This window comes from uncultured Dubosiella sp., assembly GCF_964018005.1.
Lineage (GTDB): Bacteria > Bacillota_I > Bacilli_A > Erysipelotrichales > Erysipelotrichaceae > Dubosiella > Dubosiella muris.
The window spans coordinates 29,917-54,577 of the sequence record NZ_CAXHOA010000010.1; the positions used below are offsets into that span (position 1 = coordinate 29,917).

Here is a 24,661-nt window from a genome sequence, read left to right on the forward strand (position 1 = left end):
AGATGGTTGTTTCTATTTTATACTCAAACCAACGATAACGAGAAGGACATGGCGAGGATTCCCCGGATGTAGAGAGAAAGGCGGCTGGTGAAAGCCTTTCGAAGAGCTCCAAGCTACTCCCTTTGAATCGCCCTTGAAAAAGTGTGCCGTAATCTTGCGTTAAGAGAGTTTGAGGTGTACGAAAACCGTTTGGTTTTCGTAAACAAAGGTGGTACCGCGTGCGACAGACGTCCTTTGAGGTCTGTCGCTTTTATTATGGAAAAAAGGAGAAACGAGTATGGAACTAATCAACGTATTGGAAGATGAGCATTTGAAAACTTTGAACCATTCCGCCGCCCACATGATGGCGCAAGCCGTCAAGCGCTTGTATCCGCAAGCGAAGTTCTGGGTCGGTCCGGTCATCGCGGAAGGGTTTTACTACGACATGGATCTTGGCGATGTCAGCTTGAACGAAGACGATCTGGCCCGCATCGAAAAGGAAATGAAAAAGATCGCCAAAGACGGCAAACGGATCGTGCGCCGCGAAGTAACCAAAGACGAGGCGATCGAAATGTTCAAAGACGACTTGTACAAAGAAGACTTGATCAAAGACCTTGAGGATGGGACGATTACCGTGTATTCGCAAGGCGAGTTCACCGACCTTTGTCGCGGACCGCACGTCGACAGCGTGAAGGAGTTGAAAAACTTCAAGCTGCTTAAGCACTCGGGCGCCTACTGGAAAGGGGACGCCAACAACAAGATGCTCCAGCGCGTGTACGGCATCGCGTTCGACACGAAAGAGCAGCTCGAAAACCATTTGGCCGCTTTGGAAGAGGCGAAAAAGCGCGATCACAAAAAACTTGGCCGCGAAATGGGCTTGTTCACCGTTTCCGAATACGCGCCGGGCATGCCGATCTTTTTGCCAAACGGCATGATTTTGCGCAACCTGCTGGAAAACTACTGGTACGAAGTCCACACGAAAGACAACTACCAGTTCATCAAAACGCCAATCATCATGTCGCGCGAGCTGTGGGAAACGTCCGGACACTGGGACCACTACCGCGAAAACATGTACACGACCAAAGTCGACGAGCGCGATTTTGCCATCAAGCCGATGAACTGCCCGGGCGCCTTGCTCGTGTACAATACGGAGCTGCACTCTTACAAGGATTTGCCGCTACGCATCGCCGAGCTGGGCCAGGTGCACCGTCACGAGGCGAGCGGCGCGCTCAACGGATTGTTCCGGGTGCGCACGTTCACGCAGGATGACGCGCACTTGTTCGTGACGCCGGATCAAATTGAGTCGGAAGTGAAAAACGTCCTGTCGCTCATCGACGAGATGTATGGCGTCTTCGGTTTGCCATATTCGATCGAATTGTCGACGCGGCCGGAAACAGGCTACATCGGCAGCGAGGAAATCTGGGAGCAATCGGAACAGGCGCTTGCTAACGCGTGCGTCCACGCCGGCAAGGAATACGAAGTCAATCCGGGCGACGGCGCGTTTTACGGACCGAAGCTCGACATCCATATTAAGGACTCGCTGGGACGCGACTGGCAATGCGGAACGATCCAGCTCGATATGAACCTGCCGGAACGGTTTGGCTGCACGTATGTGGACCGGGACGGTTCGAAAAAGACGCCGCTCATGCTGCACCGCGTCGTGTACGGATCCATCGAACGGTTTATCGGCATTTTGATCGAGCACTTTGGCGGCCACTTCCCGCTCTGGCTCGCTCCACAGCAGTTCGTCATCATTCCGGTGCACCACGAAAAGCATTTGGCGTACGCCAACGAAGTGCGCGACACGCTCGAAAAAGCGGGCATGCGCGTGAAGGTCGACGCCCGCAACGAGAAGCTTGGATACCGTGTGCGCGAGGCGCAAATCAAAAAGATTCCGTATCAAATCGTCGTCGGCCAGGGCGAGTCGGAAAACGCGACGGTCACGATCCGTCAAAACGGAAAGAAAGACAGCGTGACGATGCCGCTTGACGAGGCGGTGGAACGCTTTAAAAATGAGGTGGAAACAAAATGTTTATTCGAAAACTAGGAAAAGGACTGCTGGCGGCCGGGCTCGCGCTCGGTCTGGCGGCGTGCTCTTCAGCCAGCCAGGAACCGCAGTCGTATTCGCTGCTTTGCCCGACAGGCGCGCCGGCGCTGGCGACTCTGGGCGCTGAAAACGTGGAAAACACGACGATCACCCGCGTGGAAGGAACCGATCCGCTCATGGCGGAACTGTCCAAAAAAGACGGAGAGTACGATGTAATCGTGGCGCCGGTCAACGTGGGAGCCAAAGTGTATGGCCAAGCGGAAGCGTATCAGCTGGCCGCGGTCATCACCTGGGGCAACTTATACGTTGTTGGTAGCGAGGACAAGGCTTGGGAAAACCCGGACAACACAATGGCGCTTTTTGGCGAAAATGCGGTGCCTGGACTCGTGTACAACGACGTGCTGGCCGACCAGGTGAAAGCGCAAACGACGTGGTACAACGCGGTGTCGGACGCGCAGCAGGCGCTTTTGGCAGGCAAAGCGGACGTCGCCTTGCTGGCGCAGCCTGCGGCCGCGGCCACGATTGCCAAGGCGAAAGAAAACGGCAAAGAGCTGAAAGTCATTGGCAACCTTCAGGAGATGTGGAAGGTCAAGATGGGCAACGACACGACCGGGTATCCGCAGGCGGGCATCTTCGTGAAAAAGGACAGCGACAAAAACATCGACGCCTTGTTGAGCGGAATCCAGACGTTCGACGAGGACGCCAGCGAGGAGACGATCGTCGAGGCGGTCGAAGCGGCTGGCGCGGAAAATCTGGGTTTGCCAAACGCGCAAATCGCCGCCAAGACGTGGGACGCGCAAAATATCCGCTACGTGACGGGGCCGAACGCGAAAGAGCAGGTGGAACAGTTTTTACAGTTGTTTGCGATTGAAATGCCGGAAACGTTGATTACACAATAAACAACATTGGAAAGAAGGGCAGCCTTCTTTCTTTTTTTACACGCTTTAGCACTTAAGTTGATTAAATGCTAGAACTTCGGTATAATAGAAAACAGGAATCAGGAGAGTGGAGGTATTGTGATGAAAAATGGAAAAGTACTAAGCTTTACAATGGGATGCGAAGCGGATCCCACATCCCGCGTCAAAGTGGTTTCGGACGGAGAAATCATCCGGGTGGAGGGGTTGAGCGACGAGGGGGAGCCCTTCACGATCGACTTCGAGCTGCCTTTGGAAGGATTGCGCCAGTTTCAGGAAAACGTCAAGCCGTTTTTGACGAGCAGCGACGACGTGGATTTGGAAAACCCGACGAATTACGACTGGACGCTCAAATACAAGGCGGACGGCATGGAAATGAGCACCAATGGAATCATTTCCTCCGCCAACGTGTTCAAGGATATGAAGGTCAATATTTTGAAGACGTTGTACGAGGTGCAGCAAAAATACGACTACGCGATGAAAAACGGCGCCGAGCTCAAAGAGCTGGTCGATCGGATCGAGGAAAAAGCGGAGTAAAGCGAATTTGGAGAAATCTTTGATGGTTTCTCTTTTTTATTGCTGATAGAATGAAATAAAAAGGAGGATATATTAAGTTATAAAAAATAGAAAAAAGTGTATAAATATGGGTATAGTGTGTTCATATAGAAAGGGTTGTATTTATGAACACAAAGAATATCACAAACTATAAACCCAAAGATTTTGCTGAGTTATTGGGTGTATCAGTCAAGACATTGCAGAGATGGGACAGAGAAGAAATATTGAAAGCTCATCGAACTCCTACTGATAGAAGATATTATACTTACGACCAGTATCTACAATTCAAAGGAATACAAACAGAAAATGATGTTAGAGATGTTGTCATTTACGCAAGGGTTTCTACAAGAAATCAAAAAGATGATTTACATAATCAAGTAGAATTTTTAAAACAATTCTGTAATGCTAAAGGTGTTATTGGAAATCAATGTATTGAAGATTTCGGAAGCGGATTAAATTATGATCGCAATAAATGGAACAGACTGCTTGAAGAAGTCATGGAAAACAAAATCAGAACAATAGTGATTTCGAATAAAGACAGATTTGTTCGGTTTGGCTATGACTGGTTCGAACGATTTTGCGAAAAATTCAACACAAAAATAATCGTTGTCAACAGCGAAACATTTTCGCCAAGTGAAGAACTTGTGCAGGATATCGTTTCAATCTTAGATGTATTCACTTACAGGTTATATGGTCTTCGAAAGTATAAGAAACAGATCAGGGAGGATGATGACATTGTTAAAGAGCTTCAAAACGGAAATTGATCCGACTTTGGAACAGAAACAAAAGATCCATCAAACGATCGGAACATGCCGATTCGTTTATAACTTTTATCTTTCACATAACAAAGAAGTCTATGAAGCAGAAAAGAAATTTGCCTCCGGCATGGATTTTCAAAAATGGCTCAACAATGTTTATTTGAAAGAGCATCCTGAATTTTCATGGATCAAGGATGTTAGTTCTAAATCCGTCAAACAGAGTATCATGAATGCCGATAAAGCGTTCCGAAGCTTTTTCAAACATCAAACCAGTTTTCCTAAATTCAAGAAAAAAGGGACATCCGATGTAAAGATGTACTTTGTTAAGACGGATGCCAAGGCCGTCATCTATTGCGAACGTCACAGGATCAAGATCCCGACTTTAGGATGGGTAAGACTGAAAGAAAAAGGGTATCTTCCTACCACAAAATCAGGAATGGTGATCAAAAGCGGCACCGTTTCCATGAAGGCAGGAAGATATTATGCCTCGGTGGTGGTAGAAATACCTGACTCTCCTTCGGTTAAAAACAACGAAAATGAAGGCATCGGAATTGATCTAGGATTGAAGGATCTTGCGATTGTTTCCGATGGCAAGGCCTATAAAAACATCAATAAATCAGCAAAAATAAAAAAACTTGAAAACCGACTGCGGAGAGAGCAAAGAAGTCTTTCACGCAAGTTAGAAAATACAAAGAAAGGAGAGTCTACTCAAAAAAATATCCAAAAACAAAAGCTCAAGGTACAAAAGCTTCATCAAAGGATGGACAATATCCGTACGGATTACATCAATAAGACAGTATCAGAGATCGTGAAAACCAAGCCATCTTATATTACTTGAAGTTAGAATATAAATAGGATAATCCGAATAGAGAGTCTAACTTACCAAACCTATGTCATGGAACTATACTATCTACGAAAGGAAGCAAAGATCTATGGCAAACAAGAAAAAACAATTTACAGCCGAATTTAAACAGAACGCGGTGGATTATGTCTACGCGCATCCTGACATGACCGTCCAGCAATGCGCCGATCATTTGGAAGTCGGAAAAAGCACCTTGGCCCGTTGGAAACGCGAAGCCAAAGCCAACCCAAACCACGAAGTTCCATTTGTAGGATCCGGTCATTATTCTTCAGAAGCCGAAAAAGAAAACATACGGCTTCAAAGAGAATTGCGTGACACGCAGGAGGCTTTGAAAATCCTAAAAAAAGCCATCAGCATTCTGGGAAATTAACACAAGTCATCTATGAACTTGTCACACTGGAACACAACGCCGGAGTTCGCTTCTCCGTGTCCAGAGTGCTGCATCTTTTAAAGCTCTCCACCTCCGGGTATTACGATTTTCTAAAAAGAGAACCAAGCCAACAGGCGCTTCATAAAGAAGAAGTGAAAAAACAGATCAAAGATATTTATGAAGAGAGTCACCAGAACTATGGAGCACCCAAGATTGCAAAAGTTCTCGAAAAACAAGGGATCGTGATCTCACCGCGTACTGTCGGGCTGTATATGCGCGAGATGGACATACAGGCTCAATGGGTCAAAAAAGGCGTAAAAACAACCGTGGACAGCTGTTTCCATACCGAGTTGAAAAACGAATTGCAGAGACAATTCTCACCAGAAAAGCCGAATGCGGTATGGTGTAGCGACATCACCTACATCCGAACGAGATTGTCCGGATTCGTGTATCTGACATGCGTCATGGATCTCTATTCCCGGAAGATCATCGCGTGGAAATTGTCAAAAACGTTGGAAGTGACCGAAGTGCTGGAATGCATCGAAATGGCGAAAACTGTACGTCACATCGACCAGCCGCTCATCATCCATACAGACCGCGGGATCCACTATACATGCGAATTGTATCAACAAATGACCAGGGGGATGAAGCGGAGTTATTCGCAAAAAGGCACGCCGTACGACAACGCGTGTATCGAGTCGTTTCATTCATTGATCAAGCGAGAATGGCTAGGACGATGCGAGATCCAAAACTATCGGCATGCGTCCCGTCTCGTGTGGGAATACATCGAAGGCTGGTACAACACGATCCGGATCCACAGTCATTGCGAATACCAATCGCCCAATGACTATGAAATGGAATGGCACAAGCAAGAACGTAAGAAGTAGCGTGAAAAGAGAAAAAATTCTGAAGCACTCTTTACAGCGGGCTTTCCCCTGATAAGCTAGGGAGGCCATCGAACCCAATGTATACGATCAAGAAATTGGGTGATGGCAAAGAAAGTGGTTCAGGGGAAAAAGGGACCCGGTGTCAAGAGAGGAAGCGGAAGAAATTTTTCGAGTCAGACTACCAAGCGCGCAGTCAGGAAATAAAAAAATCTATTTATTTTATCCGTTTTCTTGACATAGGACCACTGTAGAAGATTTAAATGTAACCGGGATGATGAAGAACAAGCATTTATCAAAAGCAGTTGCTTCCCAAAAGTTTTATGAGTTTAGAGTCAAACTGGAAGCGAAATGCAAAGAAAGAGGCATTGAATTGAGGATCGCTGACAGGTGGTATCCATCATCGAAAATGTGCCACTGCTGCGGAAGTATCAAGAAAGATTTAAAACTTTCAGATCGAGTGTTCCGCTGCCAATGTGGTTATGTTGAAAACAGAGATCTCAATGCAAGTCTTAATTTAAGAGATGCAACAACCTACACCATTGCATAACGAACAAGCAAATGTAGGTATGTACCGAAGGCTGATTCGGGAATTTACGACTGTGGAGTGTACAAGAACTTGTGAGTAGTGTTGCCGCTTACGGAACATAAAAGCATACACGAAGAAGCAGTAAGAAATATCCGTGAGGATTTCAATTCTCGATGTGTTTGAGTATGTTTAGACACATTTTGAGTAGCAGAAAACGCATGAAAACTGTTTTGAAAGTATCGCATTTGCGCAAGGCGTTTAAACACAGGGAAATTTTGTCCGACGTGTCGTTTTCGCTGAAAGAAGGGGAAATCGTGGGCTTTGTCGGCCGCAACGGCGCCGGAAAATCGACGACGATGAAATGCGTGGTCGGCTTGCTTCAGCCCCAAGGCGGAACGATCGAGGTCGACGTCAAAAACATCGTCACCCAACGGGAAGCGGCTTTGCGACGCATCGCTGCGCAAATCGAGGATCCCGCGCTGTTTGAAACGATGAGCGGCCGCGACAACTTGCGGCTGTTTGCCGCGCTCAACCACGTCGAAAAGTCCCGGATCGCCAACATGGAGGCGTTTTCCGGCCTCCAAGGCGCTTTGAAATGCCGGGTGGAAACGTATTCCATGGGGATGAAGCAGCGGCTCGCCTTGGCCATCGCGCTGTTGAAAAAGCCGCGGGTGCTTTTGCTGGACGAGCCAATGAATGGATTGGACGCCCAGGGCGTGCAGGCGCTTCGCGCCGAGCTCAAGGCGCTTGCCCGCAAGGAAAAGATGGCGATTCTCGTGTCGAGCCACCAGCTGGCGGAAATCGAGAAGATGTGCGACCGCATCGTCGGTCTCAAGGAAGGAAGAATTTACGATTTGCCGTTGGAAGGAAAAACGACGTCGTATGTCATTCGCACGAATCGTCCAATCGCGAACCCGGAAGGCTTGACGACGCTCGAATCCGGGACGTATCGTTTCGATTTGGATGGTGGCAATCTGACGGACCGGCTCGCGGCAATCGAACGGACGCATCGAGTCCGCGTCGTCGGTATCGAGCCATCGCGTCACGATTTGGAAGCCGTGTACAACGAGTTCCAGGAGGCGGGTTATGACGTATGAGTTGCGCAAGCTCGTTCGCAATCCGCGCGCGTGGATCGTGTATTCGTTTTTTGTGGCGGGGCTGCTTTTGTTTTGGGGGCTCGCGCTTGTAGAAAACGGCCAGTCCATCCGATACGCCGCCAACCGGTATTCGTACATGGCGTATACGGCCAACAAGCGGCTTCACGACTTGTCCAGGCCGCTGATGCCCGGGGAAAGCGAATTTTTGTACGAGGCGCACGATGTCGCCAGGGCGATTTCCAAAGCGTACGAAAACGGAGAAAACACGACGCCGGGATTTGTAGTCCTGCGCCAAAGCTGGGACGAGCTCGTCGCCAAAGCCGATAAAAACGGCTATCCGTACGCGGATTTTGGCTACGACTCTACCATCGAGACAACAGCGTATTTACAACAGTCTGAAGCCTGCTTAAAGCGAAATATCGGTCTGCTGGCTTCAGACTGGCAGCCGGACGCCGTGAATTTGAACGCGCAATGGACGTTGCGGGGCGGATGGCTCGCGGTAGCGTTGTTTTGTCTCGTGTTGTGGATGGACACGATTGGCGCTGAAATGGACAATGGAACCTTTAAGCTCGTGTTCACGTCGCTGACGCCGCGCAAAACGATTTTTTGGTCGAAAATTCTCGTGTCGCTGCTTGTGGCCGGCGCGCTTTGCCTGACGGTCGGGCTCGTGCTTGGCGGCGTCGGCCTGGTTTACGGAATCGGGACGCTGGACTATCCGTACATCGTCCATCAGCGTATTGTGTCGGGCGCGTCGCTACTGGGCCTGGGTGTGGCGTGGAGCGGATGCGTGGTTGTTGGCTTGCTTGGGATGTTTTTGTGGGTGTTCTCGTGGCGTCTGAAGCCGATGGACGCGTTTTGCGCGTGCTTGCTCGTTTTGGCTGGCTTGCTGTGGCTTGGCGCCTGGCGAATGGAGCTTGTGCTGACGTTGCCCGTATGGCGGCTTGGCGGTGGCGCGTTCGCGCTGGCGGGTGTCGGGATGGCCGGACTCGCTCTGCGGCGGTTAGAGCGAAAGGAGCTGGGAACATGAAAGCGTATGGATGGTTCGAATGGAAGCGCTGGATGCATTCGAAGAAAAACGTCGTGCTGCTCGTCCTGCTCGTTTGTGTCGAGCTGCTGACGCTGCGGATGATGATGCAAATGGATCGCTATACCGATCCGGTGCCGATGACGGATCCGGAAACGATTTGGATCCGGCCATTGAAGACGAGGGAGCAGCTTTCCATGCTTTCCGAGCAAAAGAAGCAGGAGGCGTACGCTCTCATCGAACAAAGCGAGAAGGACATGGATTTTTTGCGGGCGAATTTGGAAAAGGCGGATCTGGCCAAGCAGCACGAGGAATGGCAGCCGTTTTTGAAAGCGTCGATCGTCAATTTTTTGATGCTGGCGCGGCTGGAGGAAATCAGCGAGGCGACCAGCTTTCACGAGCAGGATTTTATTCACCAAAAACAAATCGAGGCGTTGTACCGCCAGTACGATGCGCCCGATCTTGGCCGCTACGCGTCCATCGCCAACTTGCCAATGGGACATTCCTCCTATCCGGTGTACGAGAAATACGTTCGCTATTTTGACGCGCTCGTTGAAAATCACCTCGTCCCGGCTTCGGTGTACGATGTAAGCGCGGGGACGGTGTTTTTGCAGCTGGCGCGCTCCGTGCTTCCGCTGGCGGCCGTTCTTTTGACGGGATGTTTGTTTTGGCAGACGAAAAAAGAGCGGCGGGCCGAAAGCATGCTGTTGACGGTGCCGTATTTGAGAAGGCGGCTCGTGCGTTATGAAAGCGTGGCGAGAGCGGGCTGGATCGGTTTCTGGCTCGTCGTTCCGATCGCGCTTATGAGCGTATTCTTTGGAATGACGCAAGGCTGGTCGTCGTGGCATACGCCGGTGTTCGTGTTCGCGCCGGGGTTGACGTCGTTTGCCACGCCGCTGGCGCAAACGCAAGACGGGATGATGTCGATTCCCATCGGTTTGACGATTTTAAACGGCGACACGTATGTGGAGCCGGCGATGGAGCTGATGACGTGTGCGCAGGTGACGGGACTCGCTTTGCTTTTGGGTGGTTTGTTTGTGTTGTTTTTAGTGGAGTACGAGCTGTTTTTGGAGAAAGTGTTTCCCACGTCGTTTCTGGCGATTGTCGTGTATTTTATCTCGATTGGTCTGCTCATGGCGGCGCAGGGCGGGGTGTGGAATCCGATGCGCTATATGGATCCGGTGTCTGTTTTAACCGGCTACGCGGGTGCCTCGTACGGAGCGGGGCTTTGCGTCTTGTTTGGCTATACGGCGCTGTTTTGGCTGTTGAATCGGGGGCTCACAAAAAAACGTGTCCGATGATCAGACACGTTCCTGCACGATCTTGAATCCTTTGGCTTCGAGGTCGTGCTTTATTTTTTCGATGTGGGCGTGGTTGCGCGTTTCGACGGTGACTTTCAAAAAGCAGGCGTTGATGTCCATGTCCGGGTCGGCGTTGTCGTAGTCGACCGTGACGACGTTGCCGCCGTTTTCCGAGATGATTTTCGAAACGCCAAGCAGCTGGCCGGGCTTGTCAGTCAAAGCGATCGTGAAGCTTGTTTTGCGTCCGCTCAGCAGCAGGCCGCGCGTCATGACGCGGTCGATGATGTTGACGTCGATGTTGCCGCCCGACAACACGCAGACGACGTTCTTGCCTTCGATCGGCAGCTTGTTGAACATGGCGGCGGCTACTGAAACGGCGCCGGCGCCTTCCGTGACGAGCTTTTGTTTTTCCATCAGCGTCAGGATGGCGGCCGCGATCTCGTCTTCGGACACTGTGATGATGTCGTCAACGTAGCGACTGACGATGTCGAACGTGTTGTCGCCCGGGTGCTTGACGGCGATGCCGTCGGCAAACGTGTTGACGGCATCCAGCGTGCGCTGCTCGCCGCTCTTGAACGATTCGTACATGCTGGCGGCGTTGGCGGCCTGCACGCCATACACTTTGATGTTCGGGTTCAGGCTTTTGATGGTGAACGCGATGCCGGAAATGAGTCCGCCGCCGCCAATCGGGACGACGATGGCGTCAATGTCGTCCAGCTGGTCGAGAATTTCCAGCGCGATCGTTCCCTGGCCCGCGATGACATCCTCGTCGTCGTAAGGATGGATGAATGTCAAGCCTCGTTCCTGGCAAAGCTCGGCGGCTTTTGTGTAGGAGTCGTCGTAGGCGCCTTCGACAAGGCAGACGTCGGCGCCATAGTTTTTCGTGGCTTCCACTTTGGAAAGCGGCGCGCTGTCCGGCATGCAAATCGTGCACGGAATGCCCGCGTGCTGCGCTGACAAGGCGACACCCTGGGCGTGGTTGCCCGCCGAGCTGGCGATGATGCCGTTGGCTTTCTCCTCTTCGGTCAGCTTGCTGATTTTATAGTAGGATCCTCGAATCTTGAAGCTGCCGGTCACTTGCAGGTTCTCCGTTTTTAAATACAAGTGGTTGTTGCAGTGGATATTTTGGGCTTCGATCAAATCCGTCCGACGGATCACTTTTTTCAATACGCTGCTTGCGTGGTATACTTTGTCGATCGTCAACATTCGTAAAAAACCTCTTTCCTTCACTCAAATGAATGGTAAAATTATAGCACAAAACAATCGAAAAGAAAGGGAATGAAAATGAATTTGCAAATTTTTGAAAGAAAATTACATTCTTTGGTCGTCTTTCATTCGTTTTACGAGCAGCCGCTCTTCAAAACGCTTCTTTTGTGCCTGCAAAGCGGGACGGAGGACGAGTTCGTTTGCCGGTACAGCCGTCTTTGCGCCTTGATTTACGCGCAGGGGGCGAATCTCTCCGATCTCGTATACGATTTGGTCGTCAACGACGAGAACTTTTACGTGCTGAAAAAAGGAAGCGGGGAAGCGGTTAGCTTGTCGATGGAAGACTCGCTCGTTCGCGAGCTGGATCTTTTGCAGCAAATACACGATTTGAAAAGCGACGATTTGCTCGAGGCGTTTTCACCGACGATCGAGCTGGCGAAATGGGACAACACGCCCCGCGATTTGAAAGCGGAATACAGGAAGCGGATCGGGGAGCTTTCGAAAAAAGGATATGGCATGTTCGCGCGCTACCATATGTTTGGCATGGACGAGAACGGCTTGTTTCCAATTCAGCATCCCGATGGCCAGCTGTTGTCGCAGCTGACCGGCTACGAGCGGGAGCGAAGTCTGCTTTTAAAAAACACGCTCGCGTTTTTGCAGGGGATGAAGGCGAACAACGCCCTGTTGTATGGCGACGCCGGAACAGGGAAAAGCTCGACGATCAAGGCCATCGTCAACGAATACCATCCGGATGGCTTGCGGCTTGTGGAAATCAAGAAAAGCCAAATCGCGCTTTTGCCCTCGCTCATTGAATCGCTGGCGGACAATCCGCTGAAATTCATCCTTTTTATCGACGATTTAAGCTTTCAGACCGGTGACGACGAGTTTGTCGCTTTGAAAAATATTTTGGAGGGCGGCAGCGTGGCATCCAACCACAATGTCGTCGTGTACGCCACCAGCAACCGGCGCCATTTGGTGAAGGAAAGCTTCGAAGAGCGAAACGGGTCCGAAGTGCACCGTAATGACGCGATCCAGGAGACGGCGTCGCTCGCCGCCCGGTTCGGTTTGACGATCACGTTTTCCAAACCGGCCAAAGACCTTTATTTGGAAATCGTCAAAGGCTATGCCAAACAGTATGGACTCGGGCTGGACGAAAATGAGTTGTTCATCAAGGCGGAAGCGTTCGCGCTGCGCAACAACGGACGCTCGCCAAGAACGGCGCGCCAGTTCGTGGAGCACGAGAAGATCTTGGAAACATTAAAATAAAGAAAGGGGAGGACGATGGACTTTTCTAAAGCACTGAAGCAGCTTTTCGAAATAACAGCTTTGAAAAAAAGTGCATTGGCGGATGAGATTGGATACGATGTCTCGTATGTGAGCCACTGGATATCCGGCACCAAGAAACCATCTTTTAAAAACAATCCTGCGCTGCCGAATCAAATCGCGGATTTTTTCGTGTTGCATAGCGATATATCGCATCGTCGCGCCCTATGTCAAATGCTGAAAATCGATGTGGAGAGTGATGCTTCACAAATTCATCAATCCATCTTGAACCAAATTGGTTCGAAACCCGCAGCCGGCTTCATAAAGAACTGTACCCTGGTCGATCTGGATAGCGATTATGAGTGGGCAAAATCGCGAATCGCGAGCGTAGTCAAGGAACAAGCGGAAAAGGGTGATGTGGTTTTGTACACGATTCCGTCTTTGGCGGATTTAGACTATGGCAAGGAAGACGATTTGATCGAACGGCTCGCTTTTTCGATCGCTCCGGTCGTTTTGCGTCAGACTTTTGTGGTGGATCCGCAACGCTATGACGATCCCCTTCAGCTATTTCGCTTTTTTCTGTATTACACGAAATCGGATCCATCGAATTATTTTGGGCAAATCTATTTCGATTCCTTCGCCGAGGAGTTTTCTTCATCGTTCTTTTTGGTGCGAAACCGGTTGGCGTCCATTCGTTTGCGCGTTCCGTTCGTGTCCACTCAGCATACATTGGTCGTGCAGGACGAAGAGCCTTTGTTCCGGTGGCAGAAAATCATCGAAACACGCATTGGCGGCCTGGAGCCGGTGTTTTTGCGGACTGCCAAACAAGAGCTGGTCCGTTTGCGCTTTTTTTACGCTTTTTTATTGTATGAACGCTATTTCGCCGTGTATGTGGATATGTTTCCGGTTTTTATGACCCGCCAGCAGCGGATGGAACTAATCGAGATATACGGGTTGCCTTATGATGAGGTGCTGCTCGATGAAATGTATGAAAATCCAAATATTCAACGGCGTATTTATATTTTTCGATCGGTGCTGATGCGCTATTTGGTTGATGGAAAAATCATGATGGGCAATCATCCGGTTCACTTGACGTCCGAACAACGGAAACGCCATCTTGAACATTTGATTGAGCAAATTCGCGTCGATCCGAATTTGCAGGTGCGAATCTTACCCGATCACGGACCGGTTCTTCAAGCCGATGACTTTTTCTCCAGTATTTTTGTGAACGAAGATTGCCTGTTTATGACGCCGGCGGATTGCGATGAAATCGTATACAGCCGGAACCGGCAGGCGCTTAACGTTTTATTTTCGGTTTTTTATTTATTGAATCGCGAAGAAACACAGTCAAATGAGGATGTTGTCGGTTTTCTGGAACGTTCGCTTCGAATCTTGATTTGACTTGGTTGACAAAAAGCGTCAAGTCCGTGACATGGATAGTCATGGACTTTTCTTTTATGATGCAGTTGTAAAACAAATCGCAGCTGCATAAAGAAAGAGAGAGGAAGAAATGAATCAAATACGGGAAAAATTTGAATCGGTCATGGGGTCGGTCGCGACTTGGGCCGGAGAAAACATTTATTTAAAAGCCATCACGGAAGGCTTCATGAACACGATGCCTATTATTTTAGGATGCTGTATTTTCGCGATTGTCGGAAACCTGCCAATCCAGCCCTGGACGGATTTTTTGAATCAAATTGGGTTGTATACGGTTATCCAGCAGTTTATTTCCGCGACAAGCAATCTATTAGGGCTGTATGTGGTAGGAACGATCGCCTATTCGCTGACAAAATCCAAAGGCCAGGATCCGGTTGTTGGACTTGTCATTTGCCTTGCGGCGTACGTGGCGCTTGTTCCGCTTCAATATGTCGAACTTGGCGAAAACAACTGGGCGTCCATGTTTAACGCGGCGTATTTTGGAAGCAACGGGATTTTCGCGGCGCTGCTAGTCGGACTGTTGATTTCATCGCTGTACTGCTGGCTGATGTCAAAAAATCTTGTTTTAAAATTACCCGCAAGCGTTCCGCCGATGGTCACCCGTTCACTGGCGCCAACCTTTGCGGCGATGATTATCTTTACGATCGTGCTTGCCATCAAATACGCATTTACTCTGACAGGATTTGGCAACTTGTTTGATATGATCACACAGATCATTGTGACGCCGATTTTAAAATTTGGTGCTTCTCCGATCGCGTTCATCGGTTTGTATACTTTATGTAATTTATGCTGGTTTTTTGGAATCCATCCAAGCCCGCTGCTTAACGCGTATGTACCGGTATTGACCGTTTTAGGAATGAAAAATATGGAAGCGTTTTTGACGGGACAGCCTTTGCCCGATCCAATCTGGCCTGTCGTTTATGCGTGCTGCTATATTGGAGGAACCGGAAACACGCTTGGCCTCTGTCTGGCGAGCCTGTTCGCAAAGTCGCAAAAATACAAGGAGCTTCGCAAATTGTGCATTCCGCCAAATATTTTCAACATCAACGAGCCGATTATTTTCGGATTTCCTGTGATGCTGAATCCAATCTATTTTGTTCCCATGGTACTTTCAAGTGTCGTATCCGGAGGAATCGGATGGATCTTGGCGTATATCGTTCCTTACACGTTGAATCCGGCCGCGCAGACACCATGGATCATGCCGGGCTTTATTCAGGCGTTTTTGCAGGGTGGGATCGGCTTTATGATCATCTGGCTGGTATGTCTTGCGGCCATGTTCCTTCTTTACCTTCCATTCTTTAAAATGGACGATGCGAGAGCCTTCCAGGAAGAGCAGGCGATGGGAATTGCCGAAGAGGAAAAAGAACTCGTTTTGGCGCAAGAAGGAGAGTAGGAATGGCGTTTCCAAAAGGATTTTTATGGGGTGGCGCGACTGCCGCGAATCAGTTGGAAGGAGCATATGATCAGGACGGCAAAGGGTTGTCGATCATGGATGTGCTGAGTCGGGGAAACAACCGGGATCCGCGCATGATCACCGGTATGAACGAAGATGGGGAGTGTTTCGAATTTCCGATGGGTGACACGCGCCGTTTAAAGGAAAACGAGTCGCTAGCATGTTTGAAAACCCGGGATTATCCGAATCATCAGGGAATTGATTTTTACCATCGGTATCCGGAGGATATCGCGTTGTTAGCGCAAATGGGCATTCGTTGCTTACGAATTTCCATCGCATGGAGCCGGATCTTTCCTACGGGAGAGGAAGAGATGCCGAACGAGGAAGGACTGCGTTATTATGAGCGGTTGATCGACGAAATGAGAAAGCATGATATCGAGCCGATGATTACGCTTTCCCATTATGAGACGCCCGTCGCGTTGTGCCAGCGATACAACGGATGGACGAGCCGCGAAATGGTGGATTTGTTTATCCGCTATGTCTGGGTTTGCTTTGAACGGTTTTTGCCAAAAGTGAAATACTGGCTGACGTTCAATGAAATCAATGTGCTTGAATACTATCCGTACATGGAGGCGGGTGTGCTAGGGTATGACGAGCGCGATTTAGCGTTTGCCGCCTATCATCAGTTTCTAGCTTCGGCGATGACCGTTTCGTTGGCGCATGAAATGCGAAAAGACGCGATGATTGGCTGTATGATCACCTATCCATGTCTCTATCCATACAGCTGCCATCCGCAGGACATGCTTGTGTACACAAAAGGAAATCAGTCTACTTATTTTTATACGGATGTGATGTGCAGGGGGAGCTATCCGTCCTACAAGAAAAAAGAGTATGAAAGGAAGGGAATCAAACTTCCGATCCAGGAAGGTGATTTGGAAAAAATAAAAAAAGGAACTGTGGACTATATCGGGTTTTCGTACTATACGAGCAATGTCGTGGCAAGTTCGAACGAGCTGGAGACGACGAGTGGAAATATGAGTCAAAGCGTGAAAAATCCATATTTACAACGTTCCGAATGGGGATGGCAAATCGACCCGGTTGGATTGAGAATCACATTGTCTAATTTATATGAACGTTATGGTCTGCCGCTCTTTATCGTGGAAAACGGGCTAGGCGCCAAAGATGTGCTTGAAAAAGATGGAACGATTCACGATGAGTATCGAATTGAATATATCCGCCGTCATGTCGAGGAAATTGAAAAAGCCATTGATGACGATGGTGTGGAGGTGTTGGGATATTTAGTCTGGGGGATCATTGATCTTGTCTCGGCTTCCACAGGAGAATTCATCAAACGTTACGGAATGATCCATGTAGAATGTGATGAACAAGGGAATGGTTCACTGATACGGCGACCGAAAGATTCGTTTTACTGGTACCGGGACTGGATCGCGAAACATTAAATGACGAAATCACTCATCTTACTTAGGTCTTTTGCAGAAGACGTAATAAAGAAAAACAGCCAGATTTGATTACGGCTGTTTTTCTTTATTATTTTAAAACGGCTCCCTTGTCGGCGCCTTGCACCATACGCTGGTAGCGGGAAAGCCATCCCGATTTGAATGTGGATTCAAATGGTTTTTGACTCTTTCTGCGCTCTTCGAACGTTTCGTCGTCTACGTGCGCGTGGATGGCGTAGTTTGGAATGTCGATTGTGATCAAGTCGCCTTCCTCAAGCAGTCCGATCGTTCCGCCCGCGGCCGCCTCCGGTGCCACATGGCCGATCGAAGCGCCCCGGGAGGCGCCCGAGAAGCGTCCATCCGTGATGAGCGCCACGGTCTTGTCGAGCTTCATGCCCGCCAGCGCGCTGGTCGGATTGAGCATTTCGCGCATGCCGGGACCGCCTTTCGGGCCTTCGTAGCGAATCACGACGACGTCGCCATCGTGAATGCCCCCCGCGTAAATCGTCTCGATCGCCTCTTCCTCCGAGTTGAATACGCGGGCCGGACCGGTGTGCTTCATCATGCTTTCATCGACGGCACTGCGTTTGACGACGCAGCCATTCGGGGCGATATTGCCAAATAAAACAGCGATTCCGCCCGTTTTCGAATACGGCGTTTCGACCGGGCGAATCGTGTCCGGATCTTTGTTAAAGGCGAATTCGATATTTTCACCAACGGTTTTGCCGTTGACGGTCAACAGCGACGTGTCGATCAATCCCATTTTGTTCAGCTCGTGGTAAACCGCTTGCAGTCCACCGGCTTTGTCCAAGTCGTGCATATGGGTTTTTCCGGCTGGAGCGAGATGGCAAAGGTTGGGTACCTTTTCGCTGAACTCGTTGAACGTGTTGAGCGAAAGCGGGCAGCCGGCCTCGTTGGAAATGGCGAGCAGGTGGAGCACGGAATTGCTCGAGCAGCCAAGCGCCATGTCGCACGTCAGCGCGTTGCGGATGGATCGTTCATGAAGGATGTCCTTGATCTTGATGTCTTTTTCGACAAGATCCATGATCGCCATGCCGGCTTTTTTCGCGAGCTGGAGTCTTCGAGCCTGGACAGCCGGAATCGTTCCGTTGCCCGGCAGCGCGATGCCAAGTGCCTCGCACAGGCAGTTCATCGAGTTGGCGGTGTACATGCCCGAGCAGCTTCCGCATCCCGGACACGTGTTCGTTTCGAACTCCATGAGCTTCTCGTCGTCGATCAAGTTCGCTTTCCGGGCGCCGACAGCTTCAAACATCTTGGACAGCGACGTGTCCTCGTTGTCCACGCAGCCCGACATCATCGGACCGCCGCTGACCACGACGGTCGGCAGGTTCAGTCGTAAGGCGCCCATGACCATGCCCGGCACGATTTTGTCGCAGTTGGGCACGAGGACAAGGCCGTCAAAGGCGTGCGCCTGCGCCATCGTTTCCACGGAATCGGCGATCAGCTCCCGGCTTGGCAGGGAGTACTTCATGCCGACATGGCCCATCGCGATACCGTCGCATACGCCAATCGAAGGCACCATGATGGGGGTTCCTCCCGCCATGCGTACGCCGGCTTTCACGGCTTCGACGATTTTGTCGAGATGGAAGTGGCCCGGCACGATGTCGCTGTGGGCGCTCACGATCCCGATCAGCGGGCGGTCCAGTTCCTCTTTCGTATAGCCCATCGCGTAAAAGAGGGAGCGCATCGGCGCTTTTTCAATTCCCTCCGTGACCGCTTTGCTTTTGTGTTTGTTCATAGTCGACTCCTTTCTTATTCCTCGTCTTCGACTTCCGTATTGGCATCCCGCGAAATGCCGGTCACGCCGGTGCGGCAAACTTCCAGCACGTCGTAGCAGGACAACATATCCAAAAAGCCGTCGATTTTCTCGCTCGCGCCGGTGAGCTCCACGATCATGCACGTTTTGGAAAGCGAAATGATCTTGCCTCGGTAAATGTCCACGATTTCGCGGATCGCCGCGCGGTTTGTCTTGTCGCACGCCACTTTGACAAGCAGCAGCTCGCGAAACAGCGAGCGTCCTTTCTCCAATGTGAAGATGTCGCGCACGACTTCGAGCTTGCGCGTCTGCGTCAAAATTTGATGGAGCGATTGCTCGTTGCCGTTGAAAACCGCCGTGATTCTGGAAATCGCCGGGTCGCTTGTCGTGGAAACGGTAAGCGATTCGATATTGAATCCGCGGCGTCCAAACAAAGAGGCGACGCGGGTCAGCACGTTGGCGCTGTTGTCGACAAATATACTGATAACTTCTCTTTTCATACGTCTTTCTTCCTCTCTCAGTTCGTGATCATGTCCTCGATGGTTCCGCCATTTGGAATCATCGGCAGGACGCGCTCTTCCTTGGCGATGTTGCAGGCGATCCAAACCGGGCCGTCTTCCTTGAGCGCTTGTGTGAACGCGTCCTTAAACTGCTCGATCGTGTTCACTTCAAATCCTTTGGCGCCAAATCCTTTGGCGAGCTGGACGTAGTCGGTTTGCCGCTGCAAAATCGTCTGGGAGTAGTGTTTGTTGTAGAAAACCGTTTGCCATTGATACACCATGCCCAGCACTTTGTTGTCGAAGATGATCGTGATAATCGGCAGGCGGTTGCTGACAGCGGTGCACGCCTCGTTCAAGTTCATATGGAAGCTGCCATCGCCCGTAAAGTGGATGACGCGCTTTTCCGGCTTTCCAAACTGGGCCCCAATCGCGGCGCCATAGCCGTATCCCATCGTGCCCAGACCGCCGCTTGTCAGGAAGTTTTCGGCTTTTTCATGCTTTAAATATTGTGCCGCCCACATTTGATGCTGGCCGACATCGGTCACGTAAATCGTTTCCTTGTCGGTCAAGTCGCACGCTGCCTCGATGATGTCTTTTGGACGGATCGTCGCCTCTTTGACATCGGTTTCGACGAATTTCCGGAAGGACGACACGTGTTTGATCCAGGCGTCGTTGCGTTTTTGCTCAAGCTTTGGCAGCAGGGCAGTCAAAAAGTCTTTCACGTCGGCCACGACATCGAAATTGATCAGGACGTTTTTGTTGATTTCCGATTCGTCGATATCGACATGGACGATGGCCGCGCGCTGGGCGAAACGATTTGGATTCAACGCGACGCGATCCGAAAAGCGGGTGCCCAGCGCGATGACCAAATCTGCCTGGTCGATCGCCTGGTTGGCCGCCATGCTGCCGTGCATTCCAATCAAGCCAAGGTTGCGGGGATCGTCGTGCTTGAGAACGCCGGCGCCCATCAAGGTGTACGTGGCGACCGCGTCGATGCGCTCGATGAACGCGTTCAGCTCCTCCTTGGCTTGACTGGACGCCACGCCGCCGCCAAAGTAAACAACCGGACGTTTCGACAAAGCGATGGCTTCGGCGATTTCACCCAGCTTTTTTTCATCCAAAGTGGGATGGGGCTTTTTAGGCAAAGGCGGCTGCGGGGTGTATTCATACAAATTGTTCGGCGCCGTGACATCTTTGGTAATGTCGACGAGAACGGGACCCTTTCTTCCTTCGTTGGCGATGCGGAACGCGTTGCGCAGCGAGTCGGCCAGATTTTCGATTTTATTGACAAAAAAATTGTGCTTGGTAATCGGCAGCGTGACGCCGGTGATGCTCACTTCCTGGAAGGCGTCCCGGCCAATGGCTTCGTCGTTGACGTTGCATGTGATGGCGACCATCGGCACGCTGTCCAAAAAAGCCGTCGCGATGCCCGTCACCAGATTGGTCGCCCCCGGACCGCTGGTCGCGAACACGACGCCCGTTTTTCCAGTCGCCCGGGCGTAGCCGTCGGCCGCGTGGCTGGCCCCTTGCTCGTGCGCGGTGAGCACATGGTGAATTTTATCCTGATAATCGTAGATGGAATCGTAAACGTTGAGGGCCGTGCCGCCCGGATAGCCAAAAATCGTGTCGACACCGTGCTCACGTAAAATTTCCATAATGATTTGTGATCCATTTAATTTCATAACTGATGTTGGAGCTTTCGCTCTTCTCTCCTTTCTCAAATGATCCAATGATCTTAAAAGAAATTATAATATATTCTTGAAAACGAAACAATCTTTGTTTCATGAATTTTCATTGTTTCATCCGGACAGGAATCGACCTTTCAGCCAATCAAAGCGTGGCAGACGCGCAGGATGTGGTATACTGACGCTGTTGGAAACCACAAAAGGCTGGCATGTCCTATATAATATAGGAGAAAGATGGCTGGTGTTGGCTTCACGGAGGTAAAGCATGGAAAAGAAAGTATGGATCGCGACAAGCAACGCGCATAAGCTGGAAGAGTTTCAGGAAATGCTAGGCGCGGATGTCGAAATCAAAAGTTTTAAAGATTTGAAGGAGCCGATCGACATCGTGGAAGATGGAAAGACATTTGAGGAAAACGCGCTCATCAAAGCCAGAGCGCTGTATGAACGCGTGCACGAACCGGTTTTTGCCGACGACTCCGGTTTGGAAGTGGATGCGATGGACAAAGCGCCGGGAGTGTACTCCGCCCGCTTTATGGGCGAAGACACGTCGTATGCTATAAAAAACGATTTCATCTTGCGGCAAGTCGAAGGAAAAACGCGGACGGCCCGCTACGTATGCGCCATCGCGTATGTGGACGGAAGCGAAGAGCGCGTGTACCGCGGGGAAGTGGAAGGGGAAATCAGCGAGAAGCCGATTGGATCCAACGGCTTTGGCTACGATCCGATTTTTTACTACCCGCCTTATCAGACGACGCTGGCCAACGTCAGCGATGAGAAAAAGCACGCGATCTCGCACCGGGGCATCGCGTTGCGTCGCTTCTTGGAGGACCAGAACCAATGATCCACGTTGTATTGTACGAGCCTGAAATTCCGGGCAACACGGGAAACATCATCCGCACCTGCATGGCGACAGGAAGCCGGCTTCATTTGATCGAGCCGCTTGGATTTTCGCTGGATGAAAAGCATTTGCGTCGCAGTGGTATGGACTACATTCGCGACGCGGACATTCATATCCATCCAAACTGGGACGCCTTTTTACAGGAAAATCCGGACGCCTCCATGTATTTTATGACGCGTTACGGAAAGAAAGCGCCATCCGATTTTGATTTCACAAAAGAGCCGGGCGATATTTATTTAGTGCTTGGAAAAGAAAGCACGGGAATCGACAAGTCGATTTTGAAGGGGCACCTTGAAACTTGCATGCGGCTGCCGATGATCGCCAACGCCCGCTCCTTGAATCTTTCCAACTGCACCGCGATCGTCGTGTACGAGGTGCTTCGTCAGCTTGGCTATCCGGGCTTGAGCGGTCACGAGCAGCTCAAAGGGGAAGACTTCCTTGAAAATTATTCGGGCGATTGACAGCTTCTTCGCTTCGTTTGAGCAGCGGCTGGCGTGGGTGGAAACCGGCGTTTTAGGATGGTGGCTTTGGCAGTTTGTCTGGCTTGGCTTCATGATGGTCGATTTGTGGCGGGTGCGCGACGTGGACGCGCTGTTTGAGTTTTACGAATCCATGAACCGGTATTCGGCTGGATTGTTTCCCCGGATCGCCTTCGCGGCGATGAACGCGAAAAAGATCGCGTCGGCGTTTACGCCTGGTGAACTGTTTTTGCTGGTTTTGTCACTGGGACTGGTTGTGGCGCTTCGAAAAAAGGCGGGATATTTCCTTGCGGGACTTGTCGCGGGGCTGTTGGGATGGATCGCGGGGTGGATGGTCGTCGGACTGCAATGTGTTACGATTACAGCGGTTTTGAAAACGCTTTCTATTTTGTCTACGGGCGGTATCCTTTTTTGCGCCGGTTTTGTGATTTTAGGGCTGTTTCAGCTTGTAATACTGATAAATACGATTGGAAATATGACAAACAAAAGCGAAAATTGTTCATGATTCGTAGACAATTTGTGAATTTCGATAATTTTATTAAAAATCACATATTTATCCATATTTAAGAAAAATCAACTTTAGATAAAGGAATTCATTACAAAATAAATTGAATATTCGCGGGAGGAAAGCCAAATGGTGCAAATCGAATTTTGCAAGAAATGAAATTTCATGTTAACCTATCCGTGTTGTAGCGAAGAGGTATAAGAAATGAATTTTATTGAAAAACACAGTAAATTATTGGCAGTAGCCTTATGCTTATGTGCTTCAGGTCCAGTTCTTTCTACCGTACATGCATATGAAACCCAGCCGGGATGGCATGGTGAGGATGCAGATCGTTATTATGTGTTGGAGTCGAATCGCCAGCGTGCGACCGGCCTGACAGAAATTGATGGCGAAGTCTATTACTTTAATGGGCAAGGAGAAATGCAGTTCGGATGGCAGAACGTTTCCAACGCAACGTATTACTTTGGAAAAGACGGTTCTGCGGAAACGGGCGAAACAACCATTCAAGGTACTACTTACAACTTCCAGTCGCAAGGCGGACTTGTGCAGGGATGGTCGGAAGATGGCAAAAGCTATTATGACGACCAGGGATTCAAAGTGGCAAAACAATGGATCGACCATGACGGAGTTAAGTATTACTTTGACGAAAACGGCAACGCCGTGACTGGTTGGGTGGACATTGACGGAAACCGCTATTACTTCGGTGAAAACGGAGCAATGGTCACGGGAACGTTTGAAGTGGATGGCAAAACGTATGTGACAGGAGACGACGGCGTCTTCCGCACAGGCTGGCAGGAAGCGAATGGATCGAAACAATATTTCGATGAAAGCGGAAACCAGGTAAAAGATACATTCCATGCGATCGAAGGTACGAACTACGCATTCGACGAAAACGGAAACTTAATGCAAAATACATCGAAAGATGGCTATACAATCGACGGAAACGGTGTCGTTACGGATGCGCCGGCAGTTGAAGATACGGAAGTTCCTGCAGAAACAACTACAGAAACTACAACACCACAGGAAACTCCAACGCAGCCGGAAGTGTCGCAGCCAGTGGAAATACCGGAAGTTGAACAACCGGTGGAAACACCAGAGGTTGAGCAGCCAGTCGAAACGCCGGTACAACCGGAAGAACAACAGCCAGTGGAAACACCAGTGGAGCCTGTTCAGCCAGAACAACCTCCAGTGGAAGCACCGGTGGAGCCGGTAGTTCCGGAACAGCCACCAGTCGTAGACACTGGAAAAGGACAGGCAATCGCCAACGCGGCGCTTGCTCAAGTCGGCATGACGCAGGACTGCACGATGCTGGCGACAAACGCTTTGGCGGCTGTGGGAATCAACTTCCACGGATGGCCGGAAGACTACGCGGCGCTTGGTTCTTGGACGAGCAGCCCGGTAGCCGGTGACTTGATCATCTATTCCGGACATATCGCCGTTTACATTGGAAACGGACAAGCCGTTCACGGCGGATGGCTCGGAAGCCAGACTGTCGTTGCAGGAATCGACTGCGAACGCGCGCTGATTGGATTTATCCACGTCGCATAAATCGGAAAGAAGAAGTCTCCATTTGGAGGCTTTTTTTTGTGACACCCTCTGGACTTCATACCGACGAATCATGCTATAATAAAATACAAGGTGAAGAAAAAGGAGGAAAGAAATTTGCAACAGATTCAAACTGAAAAATTTAGTGATGTAAGTGTTCTTGTTCGTTCGCTCCTGCCTTTGGAACGCCGTACGA

At 50.2% G+C, this 24,661-nt stretch carries 24 protein-coding genes; 20 read left to right on the top strand and 4 right to left on the bottom strand.

Annotated features, from left to right (window positions below):
* The first annotated feature begins 277 nt into the window (after positions 1-277).
* From thrS to ABNS49_RS08110, 12 genes are all read left to right on the top strand, one after another.
* The gene (gene thrS / locus ABNS49_RS08055; RefSeq protein WP_135979491.1) at positions 278-2,026 is read left to right on the top strand and encodes a threonine--tRNA ligase; all 1,749 of its coding nucleotides are present in this window, start codon (positions 278-280) and stop codon (positions 2,024-2,026) included.
* Positions 2,008-2,925 carry a hypothetical protein gene (locus tag ABNS49_RS08060; RefSeq protein WP_135979490.1) on the top strand — a complete coding sequence of 306 codons (918 nt, stop codon included), beginning with the start codon at positions 2,008-2,010 and terminating at the stop codon, positions 2,923-2,925. The genes thrS and ABNS49_RS08060 overlap by 19 nt, the downstream gene beginning before the upstream one ends.
* A 120-nt stretch (positions 2,926-3,045) precedes the next feature.
* Positions 3,046-3,477 (top strand): hypothetical protein, encoded by a 432-nt coding sequence (locus tag ABNS49_RS08065; protein ID WP_135979489.1) that lies wholly within the window; start codon positions 3,046-3,048, stop codon positions 3,475-3,477.
* A 158-nt stretch (positions 3,478-3,635) separates the two neighbouring features.
* The gene (locus ABNS49_RS08070) at positions 3,636-4,259 is read left to right on the top strand and encodes an IS607 family transposase (protein ID WP_168353521.1); all 624 of its coding nucleotides are present in this window, start codon (positions 3,636-3,638) and stop codon (positions 4,257-4,259) included.
* Positions 4,222-5,091, top strand: coding sequence for a transposase (locus ABNS49_RS08075; RefSeq protein ID WP_348688161.1), 870 nt, complete (start codon positions 4,222-4,224; stop codon positions 5,089-5,091). Before ABNS49_RS08070 ends, ABNS49_RS08075 begins: the two co-directional genes overlap by 38 nt.
* A gap of 94 nt (positions 5,092-5,185) precedes the next feature.
* A complete protein-coding gene (locus tag ABNS49_RS08080) occupies positions 5,186-5,485 on the top strand; it encodes a transposase (protein WP_277820874.1) in 300 nt (99 codons plus the stop codon).
* Between the two features lie 26 nt (positions 5,486-5,511).
* Positions 5,512-6,372 carry an IS3 family transposase gene (locus ABNS49_RS08085; RefSeq protein ID WP_168353674.1) on the top strand — a complete coding sequence of 287 codons (861 nt, stop codon included), beginning with the start codon at positions 5,512-5,514 and terminating at the stop codon, positions 6,370-6,372.
* 77 nt (positions 6,373-6,449) lie between these two features.
* Positions 6,450-6,623, top strand: a complete 174-nt coding sequence (locus tag ABNS49_RS08090; protein ID WP_348688162.1) for a hypothetical protein — start codon at positions 6,450-6,452, stop codon at positions 6,621-6,623.
* 20 nt (positions 6,624-6,643) lie between these two features.
* The gene (locus ABNS49_RS08095) at positions 6,644-6,919 is read left to right on the top strand and encodes a transposase (protein ID WP_348688163.1); all 276 of its coding nucleotides are present in this window, start codon (positions 6,644-6,646) and stop codon (positions 6,917-6,919) included.
* Positions 6,920-7,116: 197 nt separating this feature from the next.
* On the top strand, positions 7,117-7,995 hold the full coding sequence (locus tag ABNS49_RS08100; RefSeq protein ID WP_168353519.1) for an ABC transporter ATP-binding protein: 879 nt from the start codon (positions 7,117-7,119) through the stop codon (positions 7,993-7,995).
* A complete protein-coding gene (locus ABNS49_RS08105) occupies positions 7,985-9,022 on the top strand; it encodes an ABC transporter permease subunit (RefSeq protein WP_135979485.1) in 1,038 nt (345 codons plus the stop codon). Before ABNS49_RS08100 ends, ABNS49_RS08105 begins: the two co-directional genes overlap by 11 nt.
* Complete coding sequence (locus tag ABNS49_RS08110) at positions 9,019-10,320, top strand: hypothetical protein (RefSeq protein WP_135979484.1); 1,302 nt, start codon at positions 9,019-9,021, stop codon at positions 10,318-10,320. The genes ABNS49_RS08105 and ABNS49_RS08110 overlap by 4 nt, the downstream gene beginning before the upstream one ends.
* Here the strand turns inward: ABNS49_RS08110 and ilvA are convergent, their stop codons facing one another.
* Positions 10,321-11,526: a threonine ammonia-lyase gene (gene ilvA / locus ABNS49_RS08115; protein ID WP_135979483.1), complete on the bottom strand. Its 1,206-nt coding sequence runs from the start codon at positions 11,524-11,526 to the stop codon at positions 10,321-10,323.
* A gap of 78 nt (positions 11,527-11,604) precedes the next feature.
* Between ilvA and ABNS49_RS08120 the strand changes: the two genes are divergently transcribed.
* The 4 genes from ABNS49_RS08120 to ABNS49_RS08135 all read left to right on the top strand — a co-directional run bounded on the left by ABNS49_RS08120 (position 11,605) and on the right by ABNS49_RS08135 (position 17,079).
* Positions 11,605-12,792: an ATP-binding protein gene (locus ABNS49_RS08120; protein ID WP_348688164.1), complete on the top strand. Its 1,188-nt coding sequence runs from the start codon at positions 11,605-11,607 to the stop codon at positions 12,790-12,792.
* Between the two features lie 282 nt (positions 12,793-13,074).
* A complete protein-coding gene (locus tag ABNS49_RS08125; protein WP_288342967.1) occupies positions 13,075-14,190 on the top strand; it encodes a hypothetical protein in 1,116 nt (371 codons plus the stop codon).
* A gap of 109 nt (positions 14,191-14,299) precedes the next feature.
* Complete coding sequence (locus tag ABNS49_RS08130) at positions 14,300-15,619, top strand: PTS transporter subunit EIIC (RefSeq protein WP_290092507.1); 1,320 nt, start codon at positions 14,300-14,302, stop codon at positions 15,617-15,619.
* 2 nt (positions 15,620-15,621) lie between these two features.
* The gene (locus tag ABNS49_RS08135; protein ID WP_288342963.1) at positions 15,622-17,079 is read left to right on the top strand and encodes a glycoside hydrolase family 1 protein; all 1,458 of its coding nucleotides are present in this window, start codon (positions 15,622-15,624) and stop codon (positions 17,077-17,079) included.
* A gap of 88 nt (positions 17,080-17,167) precedes the next feature.
* On the opposite strand, the gene ilvD is transcribed toward ABNS49_RS08135, so the two are convergent.
* Genes ilvD through ilvB form a run of 3 tightly spaced genes read right to left on the bottom strand, consistent with a single transcriptional unit; the run spans position 17,168 to position 21,035 of the window.
* Complete coding sequence (ilvD, locus tag ABNS49_RS08140) at positions 17,168-18,835, bottom strand: dihydroxy-acid dehydratase (RefSeq protein ID WP_290092510.1); 1,668 nt, start codon at positions 18,833-18,835, stop codon at positions 17,168-17,170.
* Between the two features lie 14 nt (positions 18,836-18,849).
* A complete protein-coding gene (gene ilvN, locus ABNS49_RS08145) occupies positions 18,850-19,353 on the bottom strand; it encodes an acetolactate synthase small subunit (protein ID WP_135979480.1) in 504 nt (167 codons plus the stop codon).
* Positions 19,354-19,370: 17 nt separating this feature from the next.
* A complete protein-coding gene (gene ilvB, locus ABNS49_RS08150; protein WP_288343284.1) occupies positions 19,371-21,035 on the bottom strand; it encodes a biosynthetic-type acetolactate synthase large subunit in 1,665 nt (554 codons plus the stop codon).
* Positions 21,036-21,303: 268 nt separating this feature from the next.
* On the opposite strand from ilvB, the gene rdgB reads away from it, so the two are divergent.
* The 4 genes from rdgB (at position 21,304) to ABNS49_RS08170 (ending at position 24,468) form a co-directional block, all read left to right on the top strand.
* On the top strand, positions 21,304-21,879 hold the full coding sequence (gene rdgB / locus ABNS49_RS08155; protein WP_135979478.1) for an RdgB/HAM1 family non-canonical purine NTP pyrophosphatase: 576 nt from the start codon (positions 21,304-21,306) through the stop codon (positions 21,877-21,879).
* Positions 21,876-22,397: a tRNA (cytidine(34)-2'-O)-methyltransferase gene (locus ABNS49_RS08160; RefSeq protein ID WP_288343285.1), complete on the top strand. Its 522-nt coding sequence runs from the start codon at positions 21,876-21,878 to the stop codon at positions 22,395-22,397. The genes rdgB and ABNS49_RS08160 overlap by 4 nt, the downstream gene beginning before the upstream one ends.
* On the top strand, positions 22,375-22,920 hold the full coding sequence (locus ABNS49_RS08165; protein ID WP_289197309.1) for a hypothetical protein: 546 nt from the start codon (positions 22,375-22,377) through the stop codon (positions 22,918-22,920). The genes ABNS49_RS08160 and ABNS49_RS08165 overlap by 23 nt, the downstream gene beginning before the upstream one ends.
* 339 nt (positions 22,921-23,259) lie before the next feature.
* A complete protein-coding gene (locus tag ABNS49_RS08170; RefSeq protein WP_288343288.1) occupies positions 23,260-24,468 on the top strand; it encodes an NlpC/P60 family protein in 1,209 nt (402 codons plus the stop codon).
* Positions 24,469-24,661 lie beyond the last annotated feature (193 nt).

Coding starts and splice junctions, on each gene's coding strand:
- thrS (WP_135979491.1), top strand. CDS start 278: ATGGAACTAATCAACGTATTGGAAGATGAGCATTTGAAAACTTTGAAC.
- ABNS49_RS08060 (WP_135979490.1), top strand. CDS start 2,008: ATGTTTATTCGAAAACTAGGAAAAGGACTGCTGGCGGCCGGGCTCGCG.
- ABNS49_RS08065 (WP_135979489.1), top strand. CDS start 3,046: ATGAAAAATGGAAAAGTACTAAGCTTTACAATGGGATGCGAAGCGGAT.
- ABNS49_RS08075 (WP_348688161.1), top strand. CDS start 4,222: ATGATGACATTGTTAAAGAGCTTCAAAACGGAAATTGATCCGACTTTG.
- ABNS49_RS08080 (WP_277820874.1), top strand. CDS start 5,186: ATGGCAAACAAGAAAAAACAATTTACAGCCGAATTTAAACAGAACGCG.
- ABNS49_RS08090 (WP_348688162.1), top strand. CDS start 6,450: ATGTATACGATCAAGAAATTGGGTGATGGCAAAGAAAGTGGTTCAGGG.
- ABNS49_RS08095 (WP_348688163.1), top strand. CDS start 6,644: ATGATGAAGAACAAGCATTTATCAAAAGCAGTTGCTTCCCAAAAGTTT.
- ABNS49_RS08100 (WP_168353519.1), top strand. CDS start 7,117: ATGAAAACTGTTTTGAAAGTATCGCATTTGCGCAAGGCGTTTAAACAC.
- ABNS49_RS08105 (WP_135979485.1), top strand. CDS start 7,985: ATGACGTATGAGTTGCGCAAGCTCGTTCGCAATCCGCGCGCGTGGATC.
- ABNS49_RS08110 (WP_135979484.1), top strand. CDS start 9,019: ATGAAAGCGTATGGATGGTTCGAATGGAAGCGCTGGATGCATTCGAAG.
- ilvA (WP_135979483.1), bottom strand. CDS start 11,526: ATGTTGACGATCGACAAAGTATACCACGCAAGCAGCGTATTGAAAAAA.
- ABNS49_RS08120 (WP_348688164.1), top strand. CDS start 11,605: ATGAATTTGCAAATTTTTGAAAGAAAATTACATTCTTTGGTCGTCTTT.
- ABNS49_RS08130 (WP_290092507.1), top strand. CDS start 14,300: ATGAATCAAATACGGGAAAAATTTGAATCGGTCATGGGGTCGGTCGCG.
- ABNS49_RS08135 (WP_288342963.1), top strand. CDS start 15,622: ATGGCGTTTCCAAAAGGATTTTTATGGGGTGGCGCGACTGCCGCGAAT.
- ilvD (WP_290092510.1), bottom strand. CDS start 18,835: ATGAACAAACACAAAAGCAAAGCGGTCACGGAGGGAATTGAAAAAGCG.
- ilvN (WP_135979480.1), bottom strand. CDS start 19,353: ATGAAAAGAGAAGTTATCAGTATATTTGTCGACAACAGCGCCAACGTG.
- ilvB (WP_288343284.1), bottom strand. CDS start 21,035: ATGAAATTAAATGGATCACAAATCATTATGGAAATTTTACGTGAGCAC.
- rdgB (WP_135979478.1), top strand. CDS start 21,304: ATGGAAAAGAAAGTATGGATCGCGACAAGCAACGCGCATAAGCTGGAA.
- ABNS49_RS08160 (WP_288343285.1), top strand. CDS start 21,876: ATGATCCACGTTGTATTGTACGAGCCTGAAATTCCGGGCAACACGGGA.